Origin of the sequence: Paraburkholderia sp. JHI869 (assembly GCF_038900775.1) — a bacterium.
In the GTDB taxonomy this organism is placed as follows: Bacteria; Pseudomonadota; Gammaproteobacteria; order Burkholderiales; family Burkholderiaceae; genus Paraburkholderia.
Genome location: NZ_JAYMSC010000011.1, coordinates 1 through 25785, shown reverse-complemented (window position 1 = coordinate 25785; position 25785 = coordinate 1). Strand labels below are relative to the sequence as shown.

The window sequence follows — 25785 nt, the reverse complement described above, 5'->3', positions numbered from 1 at the left end:
GCCTTCATTGCTACGCAGCGCGCTATCTGTCTGCGGGCGAGGGCAACGCGTGCCCTGCCGCAGTCAGATCGGCTCGCCTTAGTCCGCCTGCTTGCGCAGGAACGCCGGGATATCGTACGTGTCGACGCCCTTTTCCTGCAGCGCCTGCACGTGCGAAGCCGCGGTGTCGCGCGACGTGCGCCACACAGCCGGCGTGTCGAGCGCGCCGTAGTCGGCCGTGTTGCCGTGGCCGCTGTGCTGCGGTGCGTACGAACCTGCCGGAGCCGGGATCGGCTGGTTGTCCGTGCCCGTGCGCAGCAGTTGCATCGGCGCGGCTTGCTGCTTCTTCGCAGCGCGGCCAAGGCCCGTTGCCACCACCGTCACGCGCAGCGCGTCGCCCATCGCGTCGTCGTACACCGCACCGAAGATCACCGTGGCGTCTTCTGCAGCATAGCTCTTGATGGTGTTCATCACTTCGCGCGTTTCCGACAGACGCAGCGAACGGCTCGACGTGATGTTGACCAGCACGCCACGCGCGCCCGACAGATCGACGCCTTCGAGCAGCGGGCTCGCCACGGCCTGTTCGGCCGCGAGGCGCGCGCGATCGACGCCGGCCACCGTGGCCGTGCCCATCATCGCCTTGCCCTGCTCGCCCATCACCGTCTTCACGTCTTCAAAGTCGACGTTCACCAGACCGTCGACGTTGATGATTTCGGCGATGCCTGCAACTGCGTTGTTCAGAACGTCGTCCGCGCACTGGAAGCACTTGTCCATCTCGGCGTCATCGCCCATCACGTCGAACAGCTTGTCGTTCAGGACGACGATCAGCGAGTCGACGTGATCCTCCAGTTGCTGCGAGCCGGCTTCCGCCACGCGCATGCGCTTGCCGCCTTCGAACTCGAACGGCTTGCTCACCACGCCAACGGTGAGAATGCCCATTTCCTTGGCGATCTGCGCGACGACCGGAGCCGCGCCCGTACCCGTGCCGCCACCCATGCCGGCGGTGATGAACACCATGTGCGCGCCGCGCAGTGCGTCGGCGATGCGCTCACGTGCTTCTTCCGCTGCCGCGCGGCCCATCTCCGGCTTCGCACCGGCGCCGAGGCCCGTGTTGCCGAGTTGAATCACGGCCGATGCACGCGAGCGCGAGAGCGCCTGTGCGTCCGTGTTCATCACGATGAAATCGACGCCTTGCACGCCGCGATTGATCATGTGCTGCACGGCATTGCCGCCAGCACCACCAACGCCTACCACCTTGATGATGGTGCCGTTGGTTTCCGTTTCCAGCATCTGGAATTCCATGTTGCCTCCGTCAAGAAAAAGATTCCGCTCCTCGGCCGTTATCCAGTGGAAGATCGGGCAACCTTCCACTGCGCGCTAGCCGCCGTCACCAGCGCTTTTCGAAGCTTGTACTTCGCCTTCTGTCCTGCGACTTCTGTACTTAGAAGTTGCCGAGGAACCAGTCCTTCATGCGTGAAAAGACCTGGCCCATCGACCCCGACTGCACTGCAACCTTGCGACCGCGCATGCGCTGCGAGCGGCCTTCCACGAGCAAGCCCATTGCCGTCGAGTAGCGCGGATTGCGCACCACGTCGGCCAGACCGCCCGCGTATTCCGGCACGCCAATGCGCACCGGCTTCAGGAAAATGTCCTCACCCAACTCGACCATGCCCGGCATCATCGCGGCGCCGCCCGTGAGCACGACGCCCGAGCTCAGCAGTTCTTCGTAGCCCGATTCGCGCACCACCTGCTGCACCAGCGAGAAAAGCTCTTCCACGCGCGGCTCGATCACGGCGGCGAGCGCCTGGCGCGACAGCGTGCGCGGACCGCGCTCGCCAAGACCCGGCACTTCGATCATCTCGTCCGGATCGGCGAGCGCCTGCTTCGCGATGCCGTAGCTCACCTTGATGTCTTCCGCGTCGGGCGTGGGCGTGCGCAGCGCCATGGCGATGTCGCTCGTCACCTGGTCGCCCGCGATCGGAATCACCGCGGTATGGCGAATCGCGCCTTCGCTGAAGATCGCGATGTCGGTCGTGCCGCCACCGACATCGACGAGCACCACGCCCAGTTCCTTCTCGTCCTCGGTCAGCACCGCCAGCGACGAGGCGAGCGGTTGCAGAATGAGGTCGTTCACTTCGAGCCCGCAGCGGCGCACGCACTTCACGATGTTCTGCGCCGCGCTCACCGCGCCCGTCACGATATGCACCTTCACTTCCAGGCGAATGCCGCTCATGCCGATCGGCTCGCGCACGTCTTCCTGGCCGTCGATGATGAATTCCTGCGTGAGGATATGCAGCACCTGCTGGTCGGTCGGGATGTTGATCGCCTTCGCCGTTTCGATCACGCGCGCGACGTCTGCCTGCGTGACTTCCTTCTCCTTGATAGCGACCATGCCGCTCGAGTTGAAGCTGCGAATGTGGCTGCCCGCAATCCCGGTGAATACGTTAGTGATCTTGCAGTCGGCCATGAGTTCCGCTTCTTCGAGCGCTCGCTGGATAGACTGCACAGTGGCCTCGATGTTCACCACCACGCCTTTCTTGAGACCTTTCGATTCGCTCTGGCCGAGACCGATCACTTCGTAGTGGCCTTCGCCCTTTAGTTCGGCGACGACGGCCACCACCTTCGACGTCCCGATGTCGAGGCTGACCAGCAGATCCTTATAGTCTTTACTCATATCGTGCTCGTTGCGTGTGATGTCCTGTTACTTCTTACCCGGAGCGGGCGTGTCACTGATGAAGCGCATGCCGGCTGCTCTTATTGCAAACCCGTTCGGATAACGCAGGTCCGCGTATTCGATCTCTTTGCCCCAACGCTGCGTCACCGCCGACCACGCGGCGATGAGACGATGCGAACGCTCGCCCAACGTGTCGGCGTTGCGCTCGCGGCCCAGTTCCACCTGCATGCCGTTCGAGAGCTTCACCGTCCACGCGTAGCGCGCCGAGAGTGTCACTTCATCAGGCGTGAGCCCGAGCGGCGCGAACCATTTCGCGAGGTCGCGGTAGCGCGCGACCACTTCGGGCGCGGTGCCGTCGGGCCCGTCGAACGCGGGCAGCTCTTCGTCGAGTTCGCCCTGGTTCGCAGTGAACAATTCGCCGTCCGTGCTCACGAGCTGATCACTGCCCCACGTGCCCAGCGGTTTGTACTCTTCGAGCGTGACAGCCAGCGCGTTGGGCCATACGCGGCGCACGCTCGCGTGACGCACCCACGGCATCTGCTCGAACGCAGTGCGCGCCGTATCGAGATCGACGGTGAAGAAGTTGCCCTTCAGCCGGCCGACCACGCTCGCACGCACAGTGGGCGAATTGATGTGCTCGGTGTCGCCCTCGATGCGGATTTCTCGCAGCGCGAAGTTCGGTCGCTGCACGAGCCAGTAGCAGCCAGCCGCCAGCAGCGCGAGCGCGAGCAGCGCGTGCAACGCGTTGGCGGCAAGGTTGAGCTGGCGTACGTTATTCCACATTTCGAGATTGTCGGTTCAACGCAGGTTCGGCAATTCGTTGGTCAGAGATTAATTAGGGGTTCAATCTTTCAGCGTGAGTGCCAGCACGCGCACCACGAGGTCGCGATACTCGATGCCCACCGAGCGCGCAGCCTTCGGCGGCAGCGAGTGATCGGTCATGCCAGGCGCCGTGTTCACTTCGAGGAAATACGCGTTGCCAGCGCCGTCCATCATGAAGTCGGCGCGGCCCCAGTCGGTGCAGCCGAGCACGTCGAACGCGCGGCGCGCGAGCTTCTTCAGTTCCGCTTCCTTCTCCGGCGCGACGCCACACGGAATCAGATACTGCGTCGTGTCGAGGATGTACTTCGCGTCGTAGTCGTAGAACTCGCCGGCCGGCACGATCTTGATGATCGGCAGATCGAGGTCGCCCGCGATGCACGCGGTGTACTCGCCGCCGCCTTCGATGCTCTTTTCCACCAGCACGATCTTGTCGAACTTCGCGGCTTCTTCGAGCGCCGGCACGAGTTCGCTTTCGGCCTTCACCTTGATCACGGCCACGCTCGAGCCTTCGCTCGCGGGCTTCACGAAGAGCGGCAGGCCGAGCTTCGAGACGATCTGCGGCGCGCGCGCCGCGTAGTCGTCGCCGCGCAGCACCGCTTCGAACGGCGGCGTGGGAATGCCGAGCTGCTGCCACACGAGCTTGCTGCGGAACTTGTCGAGCCCGAGCGCGGAGCCGAGCACGCCCGTGCCCGTATAGCGGATGCCGTAAAAGTCGAGCGCGCCCTGGATCTGGCCGTTCTCGCCATAGCCGCCATGCAGCGCGTTGAACGCGCGCACGAAGCCTTCGTCCTTCAACGCCGAAAGCGGGCGCACGGACGGATCGAACGCATGCGCGTCGATGCCGGCGCTCTGCAGCGCCTGCAGCACCAGCGTGCCCGACTTGAGCGACACCTCGCGCTCGGCGGACACGCCACCGAACAACACCGCCACCTTGCCGAACTGCTTCGGGTCGAACTTCGGATCGATACTGCTCATGTCACTCACGCCTTCTGTTCCTGGGCTGCGATCCGGCCCGGCACACCGCCGATCGAACCCGCGCCCATCGTAATCACCACATCGCCGTCGCGCACCACTGCTGCGAGCGCGTCCGGCACTTCATCCACGGTCTCGACGAACACCGGCTCGACCTTGCCCGCCACACGAATCGCGCGTGCGAGCGCGCGGCCATCCGCTGCGACGATCGGCGCTTCGCCGGCCGCATAGACATCGGTCAGCACGAGCGCATCGACGGTCGACAGCACGCGCACGAAATCTTCGAAGCAGTCGCGCGTGCGCGTATAACGGTGCGGCTGGAACGCCAGCACGAGACGGCGCTCGGGAAACGCGCCGCGCGCCGCTGCAATCGTCGCGGCCATTTCCACCGGATGGTGGCCATAGTCGTCGATCAACGTCCAGGCGCCGCCGCCGTTGACGGGAATCTCGCCATAACGCTGAAAACGACGACCCACGCCGTTGAATTCCGCGAGCGCGCGTTGAATATCGGCGTCCTTCACTTCGAGTTCGGTCGCGATCGCAATCGCGGCGAGCGCGTTCTGCACGTTGTGCGTGCCCGGCAGATTCAGCACGATGTCGAGCGACGGCGCGTCTTCGCGCATCACCGTGAAGTGCATCTTGCCTTCGCGCGCGACCACGTTCACCGCGCGCACCTGCGCGTCGGACGCGAGGCCGTAGCGGATGATCGGCTTCGAGACGAACGGCAGAATCTCCTTCACGTTCGGGTCGTCCACGCACAGCACCGCAATGCCATAGAACGGCAGGCGATGCGTGAACTCGATGAACGCCTGCTTCAGGCGCGCGAAATCGTGCCCGTAGGTGTCCATGTGATCGGCGTCGATGTTCGTAATGACTTCGATCACCGGGAAGAGGTTCAGGAACGATGCGTCGGATTCGTCGGCTTCCGCCACGATGAAGTCGCCCGTGCCGAGACGCGCGTTCGCGCCCGCGCTGATCAGTCGTCCGCCGATCACGAAAGTCGGATCGAGGCCGCCCGCGGCCAGCACGCTAGCCACGAGCGAAGTCGTGGTGGTCTTGCCGTGCGTGCCCGCGATCGCGATGCCCTGCTTCAGGCGCATGAGTTCCGCGAGCATGACGGCGCGCGGCACGATGGGAATACGGCGATGGCGCGCCGCGAGCACTTCCGGGTTGTCGCTGCGCACCGCGGTCGAAACGACCACGGCGTTCGCGCCTTCGATGTTCTCTTCGGCATGGCCGATCGCGATGCGCGCGCCAAGCGCGGCGAGTCGATCGGTGACCCCGTTCTTCGAGAGGTCAGAGCCGCTTACCTGATAGCCGAGGTTGACGAGCACTTCGGCGATGCCGCTCATGCCCGCGCCGCCGATGCCGACGAAATGGATATGTTTGACGATGTGTTTCATTGCTTTCCTCCCGCACTTACGCCCGCCACGGCCGCGCAGATGCGCGCGACCTGATCGGCGGCGTCGGGTTTCGCGAGCGCGCGAGCGCGCCCGGCCATTTCCGCCAGCGATGTTCTGGTCTGATGCCGCAACCAGTCGGCGAGTCCTTCCGCCGTCAGGTCGCGTTGCTGCACCACGAGCGCTGCGTCCTTGTCGGCAAGGAACGCGGCGTTGGTGGTCTGGTGGTCGTCCACGGCGTAGGGGAACGGCACGAAGCATGCCGCCACGCCCACAGCCGCGATTTCGGCCACCGTCATTGCGCCCGAACGGCAGATCACGAGGTCCGCGTTCCGGTAGGCGCTCGCCATGTCGTCGATGAACGGCACGAGCTGCACCGTGTCATTCAGTTCGAGTCCGGCGTCGAGATAGTTTTGACGCAAGGCGTCGATGTGCTTCGCGCCCGCCTGATGCACGATATGCGGACGCTCCTCAGGCGCGAGCAGCGACAGCGCGCGCGGCACCACTTCGTTGAGCGCCGTGGCGCCGAGACTGCCGCCCACCACGAGCACGCGCAGCGGGCCGGTACGCGCCGCGTAGCGCGCCGCCGGCGCATCGACGTGTTCGAGCGCTTCGCGGATCGGGTTGCCGGTCCACTCGGCGTTCGGCAGCGCGCCCGGAAACGCCACGAGCACGCGCTTCGCCAGTTTCGCGAGCACCTTGTTCGCGAGACCGGCGATCGAATTCTGTTCATGCAGCACGAGTGGACGGCCCGAAAGCGCGCTCATCACGCCCGCCGGGAACGTGATGTAGCCGCCCATGCCGAGCACGACGTCGGGCTTCACGCGGCGCAGCGCCGCGAGGCTCTGCGTGCAGGCGCGCAGCAGGTTCAGCGGCAGCATCAGCTTGGTCTTGATGCCCTTGCCGCGCACGCCGCCAAAGCGCACGTATTCCATCGAAATGCCGTGCTTGGGCACGAGCGTCGCTTCCATGCCTGCGGGATTGCCGAGCCAGACCACGCGCCAGCCCCACTGCTCCATGCGATGCGCGACGGCGAGCCCCGGGAACACGTGTCCCCCGGTGCCGCCGGCCATCACCATGAGCGTGCGCGTTGCAGCGGTCATACCTTGCCTCCGCGCATCAAGACCCGGTTCTCGTAATCCACACGCAGCAGCAGCGCCACCGCGACGCAGTTCAGCAAGATGCCCGAGCCGCCATAGCTCACGAGCGGCAGCGTGAGACCCTTGGTCGGCAAGAGCCCCAGGTTCACGCCCATGTTGATGAAGGCCTGCGCGCCGAACCACACGCCAAGGCCCTTGGCGACGAGACCCGCGAACGTGCGGTCGAGCGCGAGCGCCTGGCGGCCGATTTCAAATGCGCGACGCACGATCCAGTAAAACAGCAGGATCACGACGAGCACGCCGACGAAACCGAGTTCCTCGCCGATCACGGCGAGAATGAAGTCGGTGTGGGCTTCGGGCAGATAGTTGAGCTTCTCGACGCTGCCGCCAAGGCCCACGCCGAACCACTCGCCGCGCCCGAACGCGATGAGCGAGTGCGTGAGCTGGTACGCCTTGCCCTGCGCGTAGCGGTCGTCCCACGGATCGAGGTATGCGAAGATCCGCTCGCGACGCCACGGCGACGCCCACACGAGCAGCGTGAAGGTGCCCACTGCGGTGGCCACGAGGCCGCCAAACAGCTTGCCGTTCACGCCGCCGAGAAACAGCACGCCCATGGCGATCGCGGCGATCACCATGAATGCGCCCATGTCGGGCTCGAGCAGCAGCAGCGCGCCAACCACGCCCACGGCGAATGCCATGGGCAAGAAGCCCTTCGCGAAGCTGTGCATGTATTCCTGCTTGCGCACCGTGTAGTTGGCCGCGTAGATCGTCACGGCGAGCTTCATGATCTCCGACGGCTGCATGTTCGTGATGCCGAGCGGAATCCAGCGCCGCGCGCCGTTCACGCCCTTGCCGATGTGCGGAATCAGCACGACCACGAGCATGGCGAGCGAAATGAGAAAGAGCTTCGGTGCGTAGCGCTCCCATGTGGAAACGGGAATGCGGAACGCGATGAGCGCCGTGACCGTGGCGATCACGAGCGAAACGATGTGGCGCACGAGGAACGCCCAGTCGCGGTACGAGGCGTACTTGGGCGAATCGGGCATGGCGATCGAGGCCGAGTAGACCATCACCACGCCAAGACCGAGCAGCGCGATCACGGCCCACAGGAGCGAGTGGTCGTAGTCGAGCATGCGCGAGCGTCCGGGACGAACGCCGTTGACGACGCTCGCCAGACCGCCCGAGCGAGCGCCGCCCGACGAACCGCCGGCCTGACCGTCATCGCGCGAGAGGCGCGCACCGAATCGCTCGGACCAGCTCATATCATCGTCCCCCGTTCTGCGGCGATTTCTTCCACCGTGTCGTGGAACACGGCTGCGCGATGGGCGTAGTTGCGGAACATGTCGAGGCTCGCGCACGCGGGCGAGAGCAGGACGACGTCGCCGGGTTGCGCAAGCGCCGTCGCCGCGCGCGTCGCTTCTTCGAGCGTCGCGTGGTCGCTCATCGCGATGCCGGTTTCTTCGAGCGCCGCGCGGATCTTCGGCGCGTCGCGGCCGATCAGCATCACGGCGCGGCACCAGCGTGCAACCGGCGCTGCGAGAGGATCGAAGTCCTGGCCCTTGCCGTCGCCGCCGGCGATCAGCACTGCGCGCTGCGCGAGGCCGTCGAGCGCCGCAACCGTCGCGCCGACGTTCGTGCCCTTGCTGTCGTCCACATAGTCGATGCCTTCGATCGACGCAATCAGTTCCACGCGATGCGGCTCGCCGCGATACTCGCGCAGTCCGTGCAGAAGCGGCGCGGGCGCGAGGTCGATCGCGCGCGTGAGCGCGAACGCCGCGAGCGCGTTGGCTGCGTTGTGCAGACCGCGAATGCGCAGCGCGTCGGCAGGCATGAGGCGCTTCATGCCGAGATTCACGGGTGCGGCTTCCTGCTGCTTGCGGCGGCGCGGGGAGAGAGGCACGTCGGCCGGATCGAGATCGTGCGCCTGCACGAGCCACTGCATGCCGTTCTCGCGCAACAGACCCAGGTCGCCGTCGTTTTCAGGCTCGTTCAGGCCGAAGGTCACCACCTTTGCATCGCCACTCGCTTTCACGCTGGCGAGCGACATCACGCGTGCGTCGTCGCGGTTGAGCACGCGCGTCGTGCGCGGCCCGAAGATGCGACCCTTCGCGGCCGCGTAGGCGTCGAGGCCGCCGTGCCAGTCGAGATGGTCCTGCGTGATGTTGAGAACAGCCGCGGCGTCGGGCTCGAACGTATGCGCCGTCTCCAACTGGAAGCTCGACAGTTCGAGCACCCAGACGTCGGGCAGCGCAGTGTTGTCGATGGCTTCGGCGAGCTTGTCGAGCATGGCCGGGCTGATATTGCCCGCCACCGCCACGCGCTTGCCAGCACGCTCGCAGAGCATGCCCGTCAGGCTCGTCGTGGTGGTCTTGCCGTTCGTGCCGGTGATGGCGAGCACCTTCGGTGCGTAACCGCTCTCGCCGAGATGGCGCAGCGCCTGCGCGAAGAGTTCGAGTTCGCCCCACACTTCGATGCCTTGTTCGCGCGCGGCGGCGATCAGCGGCACGAGATCTTCGGCTAGCGGCGAGAGGCCCGGGCTGATCGCTACGAGTTCCACGCCGTCGAGCAGCGCCGTCGTGAACGGGCCGCCCACGAAATCGGCGTCGATGCCGCGCGCCGCGAGTTCGGGCAAGTTCGGCGGCGCTTCGCGCGTGTCGGCAATGCGCAGGCGGCAACCATGCCGCGCGCACCAGCGCGCCATCGCGAGACCCGATTCCCCGAGTCCCAGCACGAGCACCATCGGCTTTTGCCGATCCCGAAACTTCTCGCCAAACATCGCTTGCTTCCCTTGCTTACTTAAAGGCTCAACGCAGCTTGAGCGTGGACAAACCGATCAGACACAGCATCAGCGTGATGACCCAGAAACGCACGACAACCTGCGTTTCCTTCCAGCCAGACAATTCGAAATGGTGATGCAGCGGCGCCATCTTGAAGATGCGGCGCCCTTCGCCGTAACGCTTTTTCGTGTACTTGAACCAGGTGACCTGCAGCATTACGGAGAGCGTCTCTGCAACGAAGATGCCGCCCATGATGAAGAGCACGATCTCCTGACGCACGATCACCGCAATGGTTCCCAGCGCGCCGCCGAGCGCAAGCGCGCCCACGTCGCCCATGAACACCTGAGCCGGATACGTGTTGAACCAGAGGAACGCGAGCCCCGCCCCGCCCATCGCAGAACAGAAGATGAGCAGTTCGCCGGCGCCGGCGATGTGTGGAAAGAGCAGATACTTCGAGTAGACCGAGCTGCCCATCACGTAGGCGAACACGCCGAGCGACGCGCCGACCAGCACGACGGGCATGATCACGAGACCGTCGAGGCCATCGGTGAGGTTCACGGCGTTGCTCGCGCCGACGATCACGAAGTACGTGAGTGCGATGAAGCCCCACACGCCGAGCGGATAGCTGATCGACTTGAGGAACGGCAGCAGCAGGTCGGCGCGCGCGGGCAGACCCATCGAAAGACCGCTGCGCACCCACGCCATGAAGAGATCGAACACGCGCACGTTGCTCGCTTCAGAAACGCTGAACGCGAGATACACCGCCGCGAACAGACCGATTACCGACTGCCAGAAGTACTTTTCGCGCGAAGACATGCCGCGCGGGTCCTTGTAGACGACCTTGCGATAGTCGTCGACCCAACCGATCGCACCAAAGCCGAACGTGACGAGCATCACGATCCAGATGAAGCGGTTCGTGAGGTCGCCCCACAGCAGCGTGGAAACCGCGATGCCCAGCAGAATGAGCACGCCGCCCATGGTCGGCGTGCCGGACTTCACGAGGTGAGTTTGCGGGCCGTCCGTACGCACGGCCTGGCCGACCTTCATTGCGGTGAGCTTGCGGATCACCCACGGGCCGAGGAAAAGCCCGATCGCCATCGCGGTGATGGTCGCCATCACCGCACGGAACGTCAGATAACTGAACACGCGCAAGAAGCTTGCGTCATTCTGCAGCCATTGCGCCAGCGCCAGTAGCATGCCTTGTATTCCTTAGTATTTCAGTGCGCGCCGGACTTGGCGTCCGGCGCAGGGTTTTGCGGATTCGTAAGTGCCGCCACCACGCGCTCCATTTGCATGAAGCGCGAGCCTTTCACGAGAATCGTTGCGCCAGCGCCGTAACCGGCGCCAGCCAGCGCGCGCACGAGTTCGCCGACGTCCGCGGCATGCAGCGCCTGAGCGCCGAACGCCGCCGCGGTATCACGCGCGGCGTCGCCGAGCGTGTAGAGCACGTCGATGCCGCGTTCCTTCGCGTACGCGCCCACCTCGCGGTGAAACGCGGGACCGTCGTCGCCGACTTCGCCCATGTCGCCCAGCACGAGCACGCGCGGCGACACGCGCGAAGCCAGCACGTCGATCGCCGCGCGCACGGAATCGGGATTCGCGTTGTAGGTGTCGTCGATCACCGTTGCGCCCGCCAGCTCGCCAAGCGCCGCGCGCTTCACCTGCAAGCGGCCCTTCACCGGCTCGAACGCCTCCAGACCGCGCCCGATCGCGTCGAGCGATACGCCCGACGCAATCGCCGCCGCCGTAGCCGCGAGCGCGTTGTGCGCGTTGTGCGCGCCCAGCACTTTCAGCTCCACTTCGAGATGGCCTTCCGGCGTCGCGATCGCGAGACGGTTGCCGCCCAGCTTCTCAACGAGCTTGCCGGTGACTGCCGCTTCGACCGCATTCGTATCCGTATGCAGCGCGAAGTCGAGAATGCGCGAACCCGTAGCCGCCACGCGCCAGATGCTCGCGTAGGCATCGTCTGCGGGAAACACCGCGACACCCGTGGGCTTGAGCGCGTGAATCACGCTCGCATGCTCGAGCGCGACGGCTTCCACCGTCGCCATGAATTCCTGATGCTCGCGCTGCGCGTTGTTCACCACCGCGACCGTCGGCTCGGCGAATCTCGCGAGCAGATCGGTCTCGCCGGGATGATTCATGCCGAGTTCGACCACAGCCAACCGATGAGCGTCGCTCAAGCGCAGCAACGTTAACGGCACGCCGATGTCGTTATTGAGGTTTCCGGTCGTCGCGAGACGAAAATTTTCACCAACGGCCGCCGCGAAGATCGACGCGATCATTTCCTTGACCGTCGTCTTGCCGTTGCTGCCCGTCACGGCGACGAGCGGCATCGAGAAGCGACGGCGCCAGCCAAGCGCGAGCGAGCCGAGCGCCTTGCGCGTGTCGTCCACGCGCAGCGCGGGAATGCGCCAGTCGCCGGGGCTGCGCGAAACGAGCGCGGCGCTTACGTGACGGTTCGCGACCTCGCCGAGAAAGTCGTGCGCGTCGAAGCGGTCGCCCTTGAGCGCGACGAAGAGATCGCCCGGGCCCGTCGCGCGGCTGTCGGTCGAAATGCGCCCGAATGTCGCGTTCTCGTCGCCGAGTACGCTCGCGCCGGGAATCAGCGCAGCGGCTTCGCGCAGGGAAAGCATCGTCATTCACCACCTCCGCGCCCGTGCGTGGCACGGGCGGCGAGTGCAAGCCGCGCGTGGTCCTGGTCGGAGAACGCGCGCTTCTTGCCCATGATTTCCTGGGTCGCCTCGTGGCCCTTGCCGGCCAGCACGACGACGTCTTCGCGCGCCGCGCCGCGCACCGCCTGCAGGATCGCGCTCGCGCGGTCCTCGATGCGGCGCGCCTTCGCGGCGTCACGCATGCCTTGCGCGATCTGCTCGATGATCGCGGCCGGCGATTCGCTGCGCGGGTTGTCGCTCGTCACGACGACCTGGTCGGCGAGGCGCTCCGCGATCGCGCCCATGAGCGGGCGCTTGGTCGCGTCGCGATCGCCGCCGCAGCCGAACATGCAGATGAGCTGGCCGCCGCGTGCAGCTGCCATCGGGCGCAGCGCTTCGAGCGTTTTTTCGAGCGCGTCCGGAGTATGCGCGTAATCGATCACGACGAGCGGCTCGTCGTGATCGGCGCGGCCGCCAAGTCGCTCCATGCGGCCATTCACCGGCTGCAGCTTCGAGATCTCGTTGAGCGCCGCGACGAGCGGCACGTTCGCCGCAAGCAGCGCGCCGAGCACGCCGAGCAAATTGCTCACATTGAACAGGCCGAGAACATGCGCCTCGACTTGCGCCTCACCCCAGTCCGACGTTTCCAGATGGAACGCCGTGCCCGTGGCGGTCGCGCGCACGTCGTTCGCGCGCAGCCAGGCGTCGGCAACGGGTGCGTCGGCGGCGGGCGTCGCCACGCTATACGCAATCGTGCGGGCCTTGCCACGCGTCGCGGCGATCAGGCGGCGGCCCGCTGCGTCGTCGGCGTTGATGATCGCCGCGCGCAGACCCGTCCATGCGAACAGACGCGCCTTCGCGGCTTCATAGGCCTCGAACGTGTGGTGATAATCGAGATGGTCTTGCGTGAGATTCGTGAAGACAGCGATGTCGAACGAGGTACCGTTTACCCGGCCCTGATGCAGCGCGTGCGAGGATACTTCCATCGCAATAGCCTGTGCACCTTCGCCGCGCAATTGCGCGAGGCTGCGCTGCAGTTGCGGCGCGTCGGGCGTGGTGAAACCCGTGTGCGCGAGCTGGCCCGGAAAACCGGTGCCCAGCGTGCCGACGATCGCGCACTTCTTGCCGATGGCCGTGAACGCCGAAGCGATCCACTGGCTGCACGAAGTCTTGCCGTTCGTGCCCGTCACGCCGACCACGAGCATGGCATCGCTCGGGTCGCCATACCAGCCGCTCGCGATTTCTCCCGCGAGCACGTCGAGCTGCGGCACAGCGAGCGCGATCGAGGCATCAAGCTTTTCGCCCGTATAGCCTTCCGGCTGAAACAGCACGGCTGCGGCGCCACGCTCGATCGCATTGTCGATATGAGGGCGGTTGTCCGCACCCTCGACGGCGTAAGCGAGAAACACGTCGCCCGGCTTGAGCGAGCGCGTGTCGGCGTGCAGGCCGGCTGCGGGCGCGACGTGCGCACGCAGCCATGCGAGCGCGTCCGCGATCTGCCGGTGCGCGGGATGCTGGTTGCGCGTGGCGCTCATCGGACGACTCCAGGTCGATTTTTCGCGTTGTCCGCGACGGTCATGTGGCGCGCGGCGGCGGTGCTCTTGCTTGCAGGTGCGTTCGCTACGCGCTTCACAGGCGTAGCCGGCGCGTTCGCGGCGGCCGGGGCCGAGGCACCGGCGGCGCTATTGTCCTCGACGACGAGCTGCTTCACCGGCATATCCGGCGGGACGTTGAGCGAGCGCAGCGTATCGCCGACGATGCCGGAGAACACCGGCCCCGACACCGCGCCGCCAAAGTGGCTGCCGGCAGTCGGTTCGTCGACCGTGACGGCCACGACGATGCGCGGATTCGGCATCGGCGCCATGCCGACGAACGACGCACGGTACTTCGAATGATCGTAGCCGTGCGGTCCATGCTTGTACGCCGTACCGGACTTGCCGCCCACGCGGTAGCCGGGCACGGCGGCGTCGGGCGAGGTGCCGTCCTTCGACACCACGCTCTCCAGCATCGTGCGCACTTCACGCGCCGTGGTCGGCGCGAAGACCTGGGTGCCCTGCACCGGCTGCGTATCGCCGGGGTGGCGGAAGATCGTGACAGGCAGGATCTGGCCGTCGTGTGCGATCGCCGTGTACGCGCGCGCGAGCTGGAACAGCGAAACGGAGAGGCCGTAGCCGTAGGACATCGTCGCCTGCTCGATGCGGCGCCAGCTTTTCCACGGACGCAGACGGCCCGCCGCCGCGCCGGGGAACCCGACCTTCGGCGCCTGACCGAGACCGATGCTGGTGTACATGTCCCACATTTCTTCGGGGCGGAGCGTCATCGCGATCTTGGTCGCGCCGATGTTGCTCGACTTCTGGATCACGCCGCCCACCGTCAGCACGCCAAAACCGGCGTCGTCGGTAATCGTCGCGCCGTCGAGGGTGAAGTGGCCCGCGCCCGTATCCACCAGTGTACTCGGCGAGACACGGTGCAGATCCAGCGCGAGCGACACCGTGAACGGCTTCATGATCGAGCCCGGCTCGAACACGTCGGTCAGAATGCGGTTGCGCAGCTGCTCGCCCGTGAGGTGCGAGCGGTCGTTCGGGTTGTAGGTCGGATAGTTCACGAGCGCGAGCACTTCGCCCGTGCGCACGTCCACCACCATCGCCGCGCCGGCCTTGGCCTTGAACTTCTCGACGGCCGCTTTCAGGTTCGAATAGGCGATGTACTGAATCTTGCTGTCGATCGACAGTTCGACGTCCCGGCCATCGTGGGGCACGACCGTTTCGTCCACGTCCTCGATGATGTGGCCCATGCGGTCCTTGATGACGTGCCGAATGCCGGGCACGCCCGCGAGCACCTTCTGGTCGGAGAGCTCGACGCCCTCCTGGCCTTCGTCCTCGACGTTGGTGAAGCCGATCAAGTGCGCAGTGACGTCGCCTTCCGGATAGAAGCGCTTGTACTCGTTGCGCTGGTAAATCCCGGGAATGTCGAGCGCAGTGACCTTCTGCGCGATGTCGAGCGGCACCTGGCGCTTCACGTAGACGAAAGTCTTGTCTTCGGAGAGCTTCGCGCGCAGCTCTTTCGTATTCATGCCGAGCAGCGTGCCGAGCTGGTTGAGCTTGTCGGCGCCGAGATCGTCGGGCACGGCTTCGGGAATCGCCCAGATCGCACGCACGGGCAAGCTCGTGGCAAGCACGAGGCCGTTGCGGTCGAGAATCTTGCCGCGCGTGGCCGGCAGCTCGATCGTGCGCTGGTAGCGGCTTTCGCCCTGCTTCTGATAGAACGCGTTGCCGGGGCCCTGAATCCAGAACGCGCGCGCGGCGAGCGCGACGAACGCCATGAAGAGCAGGAACACGACGAGCTTCGAGCGCCACATCGGCAGGCGCACGGAGAGAATGGGGTTGGCGCTGAAGGCAACGCTCTTGCGGCGATTGTCCTTTTTCATCGCGTGCCTCCGCGGCGTGCAGGCGTAGGCGCGGCGCCCTGCGGGGGCGCCGAGGTCGGCACGGGAGCGTCGACGGCGGTTGCGCTGCCCGGCGCGAGCGTCAGATATTGCGTGCGTCCGGTCGTGACGGGCTGCATCTTGAGCGAGTCGGTGGCGATCTGTTCGATGCGCGACGTTCTCGACAGCGCGCTCTGCTGATATTGAAGCTGTGCGTAATCCTGCTGAAGCTGATGCTCCTGCGACTGCGCGCGTTGCAACTGGATGAAGATCTGGCGCTGCTGATTGGTGGCGTTCACGACGGAAAGCGCGCACCCCATGACGACGATCAGCAGGAAGATGTTCAGACGATTCATGGTGTGATGCGCTCCGCGGTGCGCATCACGGCCGAGCGGGCGCGCGGGTTCGCGGCGACTTCCTCGTCGCTCGCGAACACGCGGCCGAGCAGCTTGAGCGGCGGGCTCGGCAGGTCGACGGCGCGGATCGGCAGGCGGCGGTCCACCGCCGGCGCACTCGCGTTGGCCTGCATGAACCGCTTGACGATCCGGTCTTCGAGCGAATGAAAGCTGATGACCACCAGCCGCCCCCCCTGTTCCAGCAACGACAGTGCTGCTTCTAGAACGACCTGCAGCTCCGCAAGCTCTTGATTGACGTGAATCCGTATAGCTTGAAAGGTGCGGGTTGCCGGGTCCTTACCCTTCTCACGGGTTTTGACGACGTTAGCCACGATTTGGGCAAGCTCGCCCGTGCTGTCGAGAGGCCCGAGACGGTCGGACTCTGCCCGGCGAGCAACAAGCGCCTTTGCAATCTGAAAAGCAAACCGTTCTTCCCCATAATCCCGAATTACCTCCGTCAGTTCCTGCACCGTGGCCCGAGCGAGCCAGTCAGCGGCGGACTCGCCGCGCGTCGGGTCCATCCGCATGTCGAGCGGGCCATCTGCGCGGAAACTGAAACCGCGCTCCGGGTCGTCGATTTGCGGCGACGACACGCCAAGGTCCAGCATTATTCCCGACACACGCCCCACCCCGCGCGACGCGAGCTCGTCGCGCAGCGAAGCAAAACTCTCATGCACGATCGAAAACCGCGCGTCGCCGACGGTTTGCGCCGTCGCGATCGCGAGCGGATCCTTGTCGAACGCGATCAGCCGCCCGGCCTCCCCGAGACGCCCGAGGATCGCGCGACTGTGCCCGCCGCGACCGAACGTGCCGTCCACATAGACGCCGTCCGCGCGCGTGATCAGCGCGTTCACCGCTTCGTCTAGCAGCACCGTGCGATGCTGCAGTCCCTGTCCCATCGCAGATGCCATAGCTTTTTGAACCGCGATCAGAACGTGAAATTTTTCAGGGCGTCGGGCATGCCCTGAGCCATTGCCGCCTGTTCCTTGGCGGCGTAGGTCTGCGCATCCCACAACTCAAAATGACTACCCATGCCGAGCAGCATGACTTCCTTTTCCATTCCTGCCGCCAGACGCAATTCAGGTGAAACGAGCACGCGGCCCGCACTGTCGACATCGACATCGGACGCATTGCCGAGAAAAATACGGCGCCACCAGTGCGCGTCCATCGGCAAGGCGGCGACCTTCGAGCGGAACACTTCCCATTCGGGGCGCGGAAATAGCAACAGGCAGCCGTCCGGGTGCTTGGTGATCGTCACCCGTCCTTCTGCCTGTTGTTGCAGCGCTTCCCGATAGCGGGACGGAATCGACATCCGTCCTTTCGCATCGAGTGTCAGCGCCGACGCCCCCTGGAACAATTTGCTCCCCCTAATGCGGCGCTTTTCGCCGCCCGCCTAAATCCCGGAAAATCTACCTGAATACGCGCCCGAAATCACACAAAAATACACTTTCTCACACTGTCTCCCACTTTAGAGGAACGCCCAACGAGGGTCAAGGGAGACCGAACGTTTTTTGACGAAATTTATCCGCTAGAACAAGGACTTAGCGGCACTTGTTGAAGTCAGGAGAAAAGCCAAAAAACGTTATGAATGAATGAGCTAACGCAGGTTCTGAAGGTGATACGTGAAAAGCGCGGCGATAAACGGCCTATGGCGGGATCGAGCGGGGGGCTTGCGGGGATTAAAACCGGGGGCTGAAAGCTCTGAAAGATTAATACGGGTTTGGGCCGACAGCGATTGCCGGCCCACGTCGTCTAATCAGATGTAATAGGCGGTGCGCGTCATGACTTTCGATGCTACACGCATTAGCGAACGCACCGGCAGCGGTAATTCGACTCCGCCCAGATCAGCGGCCGATTTAGCGTGCGAGATTTCGTCGGCGCGCATTTGCTCGACGACCGCGCGCGATTCGAGATCGGCGGGCGGCAGGCTGTCGAGGTGGCTGTCGAGATGATGCTCGACCTGGCGCTCGGTTTCGGCCATGAAGCCGAGGCTCACCTTGTCGCCGAGGCGCCCGGCGGCGAAGCCGATCGCGAGCGCGCCAGCGTACCAAAGCGGATTGAGAAGGCTTGGACGCGAGTCGAGCGCTTGCAGACGGCGCGATGTCCACGCGAGGTGATCCTCTTCTTCGCGTGCGGCCTGCTCGAAGGCGGCCCTGAGCGAGGGCGAGCGCGCCGAGATCTTCTGCGCCTGATATAGCGCCTGTGCACACACTTCCCCCACGTGATTGACACGCATGAGGCCGGCGGCATGCGTGCGCTCTGCGGGCGTGAGTTCGCTGCCGGCTGGCACGGCATCGCCTTCGGGCGTCACTTCGATGGTAACGGGGGACGGCTGCGGCATCGGGCGCGTCATGCGCGACACGCCAGTGAGCGAACGCAGGCCCCGGTCGAATTCGGTAATCAAGTCATCTAGTGTCATCCAGCCTCCCTTTCGTTGCGTTGGCGAGCCGGATTTCTCGCTCGCCCGGACTGCCCTTTCACCTCTACACAAACTCACGGAGATCCGTCAATCCGGGGCAGCGCCGATAGATAGCCGCACATTCTAGACCATGTTGTGTAAACGAAACAGGTACTTAGCGAGGCCCTGGCTTTTCCTTTGTGACTATTAACCCTTTTGTTACATTACATGCCAACTTCTCGCGAAGTTTGAAGGACAGGACCACGCACTATAAAAAACCGGTCCCGTTAAAAGACGCAAAAGATTCGCAAACACTGGAGATCATTCAATGAAGAAGTCGCTTCTCGCGCTGGCTGCGCTGGGCGCGTTCGCGGGCGTTGCTCACGCTCAGAGCAGCGTCACGCTGTACGGCATCATCGACGAAGGTTTCAACATCAACACGAATTCGGGTGGCAAGCACCTGTACAACCTGTCGAGCGGCGTTCTGCAAGGCAGCCGCTTCGGTCTGCGCGGCGCTGAAGACCTCGGCGGCGGCCTGAAGGCAGTCTTCGTGTTGGAAAACGGTTTTGACGTGAACAACGGCAAGCTCGGTCAGGGCGGCCTGATGTTCGGTCGTCAAGCGTATGTCGGCCTCTCCAGCTCGCAGTTCGGCACGGTCACGCTGGGTCGCCAGTATGACTCCGTCGTCGACTACGTCGGTCCGCTCGAAGCAGGCGACCAGTGGGGCGGCTACATCGCAGCTCACCCGGGTGACCTCGACAACTTCAACAACGCCTACCGTACGAACAATACGGTCAAGTTCACGAGCGTGAACTACGCCGGCCTGACGTTCGGCGGCACGTACAGCTTCGGTGGCCAGGCAGGCAACTTCTCGGCGAACCAGATCTGGTCGTTGGGCGCTGGCTACAACAACGGTCCCCTCGTCCTCGGCGTTGGTTACCTGAACGCACGCACGCCGAACGCTACCGGCGGCCTGTTCAACAACAGCGGCACGGTTTCGCCGCTGACGGGTGCAGCCGGCGTTACGGGCACGACATTCAACACGGTGTACGGCGGCTTCGCTTCGGCCAACACGTACCAGGTCATCGGTGCAGGCGGCGCGTACACGTTCGGCGCAGCGACGTTCGGCTTGACGTACTCGAACGTCAGCTTCCGCAACCTCGGCTCGACCTCGGCGTCGATCTTCGAGCGCGGCACGAATGCCAACTTCAACAACGTCGAAGCGAACGTCAAGTACCAGTTCACGCCGGCCCTGCTGGCAGGCTTCGCGTTCGACTACACGGACGGCAGCAGCGTCACGCGTGCGAACGGCTCGAGCGACGGCGGCGCGAAGTACTTCCAGTACGCGCTGGGCACGGACTACTTCCTGTCGAAGCGCACGGACGTCTACCTGATCGGCGTGTACCAGCACGCTACGGGCACCGACTCGACGGGCAAAACCGCTGTTGCCTCGATCAACAACCTGACGCCGTCGAGCACGAACAACGTGTTCACGGCTCGCATCGGTATCCGTCACAAGTTCTAATAAGAACAGTCGCTGTAATCTCGAAGGCGCCTCCGGGCGCCTTTTTTCTTTGGAGCGTCGCTTTGTTTCGCGACGATGCGCGTATAAAAAAAGCGGCCTGCCCTCGATGGGCAGGCCGTTTCTCACTCACTTCCCGCTTGAATCGTGCCTTCAGGCGCGACCGTCGCGCAGCTCGCGGCGCAGGATCTTGCCGACGTTGCTCTTTGGCAGATCATTGCGGAACTCGATGATCTTCGGCCGCTTGTAGCCGGTGAGCTGTGTCTTGCAGTACTCGAACACATCCTTGTCGGTGAGCGCCGGGTCCTTCTTGACGATGTAAAGCTTCACCGCCTCGCCCGAATTCTGGTCCGGCACGCCCACCGCCGCCACTTCGAACACGCCCGGCAACTTCGCCACGACGTCCTCGACTTCGTTCGGATAGACGTTGAAGCCCGACACCAGAATCATGTCCTTCTTGCGGTCGACGAGCTTGATATAACCACGCGCATTCATGAGGCCGACGTCGCCCGACTTGAAGTAGCCGTCCGACGTCATGACCTTCGCGGTTTCTTCCGGACGCTGCCAGTAGCCCGCCATCACCTGCGGCCCGCGGATACAGATCTCGCCGGCCTCGCCGATCGGCAGTTCGTTGCCGGCGTCGTCGCGAATCGAGATTTCGGTGGAAGGCAGCGGCAAGCCAATCGTGCCGGTGTATTCCGTTGCCGTGACCGGATTGCAGGTCACACTGGGTGAGGTTTCCGAGAGACCATAGCCTTCGACGATCGGCGTATGTGTGCGCTCGTACCAGCGCTTGGCCACGGCTTCCTGCACCGCCATACCGCCTCCGTTTGCCACGAGCAGATGCGTGAAGTCCAGATTGCCGAAATCCGGATGGTTGAGCATCGCGTTATAGAGCGTGTTGACCGCGGGGAAACACGTGATCGAATAGCCGTGCAGCTCCTTGACCATCCCGCCGATATCGCGCGGATTCGGAATCAGGACCGCGAGACCGCCGGTGCGCAGCGTCAGCAACCCGCAAACGGTCAGCGCGAACACGTGATACAGCGGCAGCGCCGCGACCGTCACCGGCTGCGCACCGGACGGCAATTTTTCGAGGGCGGGCTCGGTCCATGCCGCCGACTGCAGCACGTTGGCGACCAGATTGCGATGCAGCAGCGTCGCGCCCTTGGCCACACCGGTCGTGCCGCCCGTGTACTGCAGGAAGGCGACGTCTTCGGGCGTCTGCTCGACGCGCTTGAAGCCTTTGCGTGCACCTTCGGCGAGCGCGTCGTTGAAGCTCACGTAGCCGGGCAGGTTCCAGACAGGCACCATCTTCTTCACGCGCCGCACGACGAAATTGACGATGAAGCCCTTCGCGCCGAGGAGATCGCCCATCGCCGCGACCAGCACGTGCTTCACGCGCGTATTGGCGATGACCGCGCTCACGGTCCCGGCGAAATTCTCGAGGACGACGATCGCTTCGGCGCCGCTGTCCTTCAACTGGTGTTCGAGCTCGCGCGGCGTGTAGAGCGGGTTCACGTTGACGACGACGTATCCCGCGCGCAGCACTGCGGCAAGCGCAACCGGATACTGGAGCACGTTGGGCATCATGAGCGCGATGCGCGCGCCACGCGCGATGCCGCGCGACTGGAACCATGCGGCCAGACGCTGGGAGAGTTGGTCCAGCTCACCGTAGGTGATCGTCTTGCCCATGCACGCAAACGCGGGCTTTGCACGGAATTCGCTGAAGCTCTCCTCGAGCAGCGCCGTAATGGACGCGTAACGGCTCGCGTCGATTTCAGCGGGAACGCCGGGCGGGTACGATTTCAGCCAGACTTTTTCCATGCAGCGTCTCCTCCTTGATTTTTCGAATGGTCGTGCTAAAAAATGGGATCGTAGCATGACGCCCCAGCTTTTATGTCAGCAAATCAGCGAGTTAGAAAGGCCCCTCGAACGCGTGTGACGGGGCTAGCGGTGTCGTGAGGCGCTCTCAGGCGCGCTCGACCTCGACCAGGCAATCGTAGAAAGTCGCCGAGCCGCCAAGGTCGGTGAGCGCCTGGCTCGTCACCTCGTTGGCATTGCGACCGTCCGGTGCAAGCTTCTTCCACCAGATCGACAGGCCCACCACGAGGCCGGTGCGCGCCCTATCGGTCACACGCGCCCGCGCGCGCATCGAGCCGCGGTCGTTGAACACGCGAACCTCGTCGCCGTCGGCGATCTCGCGGCGGGCGGCGTCGGCCGGATGGAGGTCCACGTGCGGCTCGCCTTCGGTCGCGCGCAGGCTCTCCACGTTCACGAAGGTGCTGTTGAGGAAGTTGCGCGCCGGCGGCGAGATCATCGCGAGCGGATAGCGCGCAGCGAGTTCGGGCGCGCCATCCGCCGACTCGTGCGGCGGCAGATAATCGGGCAGCGGGTCGAGCCCAGCCTGCGCAAGCGCCTCGCTATGGAACTCGCACTTGCCCGTGGGCGTGCGAAAACCGCCGTTCGCGAACGGTGCTTCGGGAATGTTCAGCTTCAGCCAGCCGTCGCGCTTGAGCGCCGCCCAATCGGCGCCGCCCAGTGCGGGATCGCTCCAGTCGAATGCGTGGGCCGCCACGTCCTCATCGCTTTCGAACAGCGCCGGCTCGGTGAGGTTCATCGCGCGCGCGATTGCGCGGAAGATTTCGGTATTCGGCCGCGCCTCGCCAACGGGCGCAATGGCAGGCAGGTTCGCCATGACGTACGTGTGCCCGTAGGACTTGTGCACATCGAGATGTTCGAGCTGGGTCGTAGCAGGCAGCAGCAGGTCGGCGTAATCGGCGGTGTCGGTCTGGAACTGCTCGAGCACGATGGTAAAGAGGTCCTCGCGCGCGAAGCCGGCGGCGACCTTCGCCGACTCGGGCGCAACCGCAACCGGATTCGAGTTGTAGACGACGATTGCCTCGACCTTCGGCCCGAATGCGGCATCGCCTGCGTGCGTGAGTGCGTCGCCGATCTGATTCATGTTGACGATGCGCGGCTGATGCTGCGGCCAGCCCGGAATCAGATCCGGCCGCTGGAGCGCGTTCGTATCGACAGGGGCCCAGCCCGACGACGACAGCAGCACGCCGCCCGCGCGGTCGCGCCAGGCGCCGGTCAACGCGGGCAGGCAGGCGATGGCGCGTACGGCGTTGCCGCCGCCGCGCACGCGTTGCAAGCCATAGTTCATGCGGATTGCCGCCTTGCGCGTCGAGGCATAGAGGCGCGCGAGATCGACGACGACCTGTTCCTCGATGCCGCAGATCTCAGCGACGCGCGCGGGCGTGTAGGTGAGCGCGCGCGCCTTCAGCGCGTCGAAGCCGTGCGTGTGGGCCGCGATGTAATCGTGGTCGAGCCGGTCTTCTGTGATCAGCACATGCATCATGCCGAGCGCGAGTGCGCCGTCTGTGCCGGGCTTGAGCGCAATGTGCTGGTGGCACTTCTCGGCTGTCAGCGAACGATAGGGATCGATCGCGATCAGCCTCGCGCCGTTGCGCTTCGCTTCCTGTGCGCGGGTCCAGAAGTGCAGGTTCGACGCGATCGGGTTGGCGCCCCAGATCAGAATCACTTCGCTTTCCGCGAAATACTCCGTGAGCATGCCGAGGCTCGAGCCGAACGTATAACGCAGGCCGGCGGCGCCCGCCGCCGCGCAGATCGCGCGATCGAGACGCGACGCACCGAGCTTGTGGAAGAAACGCTGGGCGATGCTATCGCCCTGAACGAGTCCCATCGTGCCGGCGTAGCTGTATGGCAAGATCGCTTCGGGCGCGCGCTGCGCAATCTCACCGAGGCGTTCGGCTGCGATCCGGTTGGCCTCATCCCAGCTGATCGGCTCGAAATGCCCTTCCCCCTTGCGGCCGACGCGCTTCATCGGCTGAGTCAAACGCTTCGGATGATGAACGCGCTCGGCATAGCGGGTCACCTTCGTGCACAGCACGCCCTGCGTGGGCGGGTGGTCGGGGTCGCCGCTCACCTTGATCGCCCGGCCGTTTTCGACGGTCACGCGCATCGCGCAAGTATCGGGACAATCGTGCGGGCAAACTGCACGGGCAAATTCGGCTGGGGCGTTCATCGGAAATCCGTGGGTAAGACGTTCTGTGGTATGTGCGATTTTATTATGTCCGGGGCGCCCGCCCCGCACGCACCCGGTGGGTTGCCGCGAAAAAAAAGGTTCGGCGTAGAATGGTCCGTCTAGACCCGGCCTGGTTTGGAGACAAAGGCCGGGCACCCACTTTTTGAGCACCGTCCGCCATGAAACTGATTCCGGAAATCCAGGCCGCCCAAGGCGAAATTCAGGGCCTCCGACGAACGATCCACGCACATCCCGAACTACGCTACGAAGAAACCCAGACCTCCGACCTCGTTGCAGCGAAGCTCACGGAGTGGGGCATTGAAGTGCATCGCGGCATGGGCAAGACCGGCGTCGTTGGCATGCTCAAGCGTGGCACTAGCAAGCGTATGGTCGGATTGCGAGCGGATATGGATGCGTTGCCGATCCAGGAACTCAACACGTTCGATCATCGCTCACGCAACGAAGGCAAGATGCACGCGTGCGGCCACGACGGCCACACGGCGATGCTGCTTGGCGCGGCGCAATATCTCGCACAACACGGTCAGTTCGACGGCACGATCGTCTTCATTTTCCAGCCTGCTGAAGAAGGCGGCGCCGGCGCCAAAGCCATGATCGAAGATGGTCTGTTCAAGCAATTTCCTGTCGACGCCGTTTTCGGCATACACAACTGGCCTGGCATGCCGGCTGGCTACTTCGGCGTGACCGAAGGGCCAATTATGGCTTCGAGCAATGAGTTTCGCATTGAAATCAAGGGTGTAGGTTCGCACGCGGCGTTGCCGCACAACGGCCGGGATCCGGTCTTTACTGCGGTGCAGATCGCGAACGGATTACAGAGCATCATCACGCGCAACAAAAAACCGCTCGATACGGCCGTGCTCTCAATCACGCAGATTCACGCCGGCGATGCGGTCAACGTGGTGCCTAACACGGCATGGATTGCGGGAACGGTGCGGACGTTCACGACGGAAACGCTTGATTTGATCGAGTCGCGGCTGCGCAAGATCGCCGAGAGTACGGCGGAGGCGTACGACTGCTCGGTCGACATCACCTTCCATCGCAACTATCCGCCGACGGTGAACAGTAGCGCAGAGGCGCAGTTCGCGGCAGAAGTCATGCGGGAGGTGGTCGGTGACGATCACGTTGATGCGAACGTCGAGCCGACCATGGGCGCGGAGGACTTCTCGTTCATGCTGCTGGAAAAGCCCGGTTGCTACGCGTTTCTCGGCAACGGCGAAGGTGGCCATCGGGATGCGGGCCACGGCGCTGGTCCTTGCATGCTGCACAACGCGAGCTATGACTTCAACGATCAACTGCTGCCGGTGGGATCGTCATTTTGGGTGCGCCTGGCGACGAAATTTCTGGCTCAGCAGTGAGGCGGGGTATCAACGTAAAAAGCCGTCCCGTGGACGGCTTTTTTGTTTCCTGCCTCGCGTCGAGCATTCAATTTTCCGCGCGCCCAAACGCCAGAACCCCGGCTCTCTTTCGGAGAGACCGGGGTTCTGGACGTTACAGCATAAGGAGCCTGACGATTACCTACTTTCACACGGGCAATCCGCACTATCATCGGCGTGGTGCTGTTTCACGGTCCTGTTCGGGATGGGAAGGGGTGGGACCAGC

General features: G+C 64.3%; 20 protein-coding genes. 2 read left to right on the top strand and 18 right to left on the bottom strand.

Annotation, left to right across the window (positions count from 1 at the left end):
• Positions 1 to 78 precede the first annotated feature (78 nt).
• The 16 genes from ftsZ to coq7 form a co-directional block, all read right to left on the bottom strand.
• Positions 79 to 1281 (bottom strand): cell division protein FtsZ, encoded by a 1203-nt coding sequence (ftsZ, locus tag VSR72_RS19460; RefSeq protein WP_028207795.1) that lies wholly within the window; start codon positions 1279 to 1281, stop codon positions 79 to 81.
• A 139-nt stretch (positions 1282 to 1420) separates the two neighbouring features.
• Positions 1421 to 2653 carry a cell division protein FtsA gene (gene ftsA, locus VSR72_RS19455; protein WP_042270315.1) on the bottom strand — a complete coding sequence of 411 codons (1233 nt, stop codon included), beginning with the start codon at positions 2651 to 2653 and terminating at the stop codon, positions 1421 to 1423.
• A 27-nt stretch (positions 2654 to 2680) separates the two neighbouring features.
• Positions 2681 to 3436, bottom strand: a complete 756-nt coding sequence (locus tag VSR72_RS19450) for a cell division protein FtsQ/DivIB (RefSeq protein ID WP_342953985.1) — start codon at positions 3434 to 3436, stop codon at positions 2681 to 2683.
• A 60-nt stretch (positions 3437 to 3496) separates the two neighbouring features.
• A complete protein-coding gene (locus tag VSR72_RS19445; RefSeq protein ID WP_342953984.1) occupies positions 3497 to 4450 on the bottom strand; it encodes a D-alanine--D-alanine ligase in 954 nt (317 codons plus the stop codon).
• A 5-nt stretch (positions 4451 to 4455) separates the two neighbouring features.
• Entirely contained in the window at positions 4456 to 5850 is a 1395-nt protein-coding gene (murC, locus tag VSR72_RS19440; protein ID WP_342953983.1) for a UDP-N-acetylmuramate--L-alanine ligase, read from the bottom strand.
• Positions 5847 to 6950 (bottom strand): undecaprenyldiphospho-muramoylpentapeptide beta-N-acetylglucosaminyltransferase, encoded by a 1104-nt coding sequence (gene murG / locus VSR72_RS19435; RefSeq protein ID WP_342953982.1) that lies wholly within the window; start codon positions 6948 to 6950, stop codon positions 5847 to 5849. The genes murC and murG overlap by 4 nt, the downstream gene beginning before the upstream one ends.
• Entirely contained in the window at positions 6947 to 8209 is a 1263-nt protein-coding gene (gene ftsW / locus VSR72_RS19430) for a putative lipid II flippase FtsW (protein WP_342953981.1), read from the bottom strand. Before ftsW ends, murG begins: the two co-directional genes overlap by 4 nt.
• Positions 8206 to 9723, bottom strand: coding sequence for a UDP-N-acetylmuramoyl-L-alanine--D-glutamate ligase (murD, locus tag VSR72_RS19425; RefSeq protein WP_342953980.1), 1518 nt, complete (start codon positions 9721 to 9723; stop codon positions 8206 to 8208). Before murD ends, ftsW begins: the two co-directional genes overlap by 4 nt.
• A 28-nt stretch (positions 9724 to 9751) precedes the next feature.
• Entirely contained in the window at positions 9752 to 10921 is a 1170-nt protein-coding gene (gene mraY / locus VSR72_RS19420; protein WP_028207787.1) for a phospho-N-acetylmuramoyl-pentapeptide-transferase, read from the bottom strand.
• A gap of 20 nt (positions 10922 to 10941) precedes the next feature.
• Positions 10942 to 12366 carry a UDP-N-acetylmuramoyl-tripeptide--D-alanyl-D-alanine ligase gene (gene murF / locus VSR72_RS19415; RefSeq protein ID WP_342953979.1) on the bottom strand — a complete coding sequence of 475 codons (1425 nt, stop codon included), beginning with the start codon at positions 12364 to 12366 and terminating at the stop codon, positions 10942 to 10944.
• Positions 12363 to 13913 carry a UDP-N-acetylmuramoyl-L-alanyl-D-glutamate--2,6-diaminopimelate ligase gene (locus VSR72_RS19410; protein WP_342953978.1) on the bottom strand — a complete coding sequence of 517 codons (1551 nt, stop codon included), beginning with the start codon at positions 13911 to 13913 and terminating at the stop codon, positions 12363 to 12365. Before VSR72_RS19410 ends, murF begins: the two co-directional genes overlap by 4 nt.
• Entirely contained in the window at positions 13910 to 15805 is a 1896-nt protein-coding gene (locus VSR72_RS19405) for a penicillin-binding protein 2 (protein ID WP_342953977.1), read from the bottom strand. The genes VSR72_RS19410 and VSR72_RS19405 overlap by 4 nt, the downstream gene beginning before the upstream one ends.
• Entirely contained in the window at positions 15802 to 16158 is a 357-nt protein-coding gene (gene ftsL, locus VSR72_RS19400) for a cell division protein FtsL (protein WP_028207784.1), read from the bottom strand. The genes VSR72_RS19405 and ftsL overlap by 4 nt, the downstream gene beginning before the upstream one ends.
• Positions 16155 to 17108, bottom strand: a complete 954-nt coding sequence (rsmH, locus tag VSR72_RS19395; RefSeq protein ID WP_342953976.1) for a 16S rRNA (cytosine(1402)-N(4))-methyltransferase RsmH — start codon at positions 17106 to 17108, stop codon at positions 16155 to 16157. The genes ftsL and rsmH overlap by 4 nt, the downstream gene beginning before the upstream one ends.
• 17 nt (positions 17109 to 17125) lie before the next feature.
• Complete coding sequence (gene mraZ / locus VSR72_RS19390; RefSeq protein WP_028207782.1) at positions 17126 to 17554, bottom strand: division/cell wall cluster transcriptional repressor MraZ; 429 nt, start codon at positions 17552 to 17554, stop codon at positions 17126 to 17128.
• Between the two features lie 399 nt (positions 17555 to 17953).
• Complete coding sequence (gene coq7, locus VSR72_RS19385; protein ID WP_069268480.1) at positions 17954 to 18616, bottom strand: 2-polyprenyl-3-methyl-6-methoxy-1,4-benzoquinone monooxygenase; 663 nt, start codon at positions 18614 to 18616, stop codon at positions 17954 to 17956.
• Between the two features lie 307 nt (positions 18617 to 18923).
• On the opposite strand from coq7, the gene VSR72_RS19380 reads away from it, so the two are divergent.
• Complete coding sequence (locus tag VSR72_RS19380) at positions 18924 to 20120, top strand: porin (protein ID WP_342953975.1); 1197 nt, start codon at positions 18924 to 18926, stop codon at positions 20118 to 20120.
• 150 nt (positions 20121 to 20270) lie between these two features.
• On the opposite strand, the gene VSR72_RS19375 is transcribed toward VSR72_RS19380, so the two are convergent.
• On the bottom strand, positions 20271 to 21944 hold the full coding sequence (locus tag VSR72_RS19375; RefSeq protein WP_342953974.1) for a long-chain fatty acid--CoA ligase: 1674 nt from the start codon (positions 21942 to 21944) through the stop codon (positions 20271 to 20273).
• A 145-nt stretch (positions 21945 to 22089) separates the two neighbouring features.
• Entirely contained in the window at positions 22090 to 24168 is a 2079-nt protein-coding gene (locus VSR72_RS19370) for a molybdopterin oxidoreductase family protein (RefSeq protein ID WP_342953973.1), read from the bottom strand.
• Positions 24169 to 24347: 179 nt separating this feature from the next.
• On the opposite strand from VSR72_RS19370, the gene VSR72_RS19365 reads away from it, so the two are divergent.
• Positions 24348 to 25541 carry a M20 aminoacylase family protein gene (locus VSR72_RS19365; RefSeq protein ID WP_342953972.1) on the top strand — a complete coding sequence of 398 codons (1194 nt, stop codon included), beginning with the start codon at positions 24348 to 24350 and terminating at the stop codon, positions 25539 to 25541.
• The last annotated feature ends 244 nt before the right edge of the window (positions 25542 to 25785 follow it).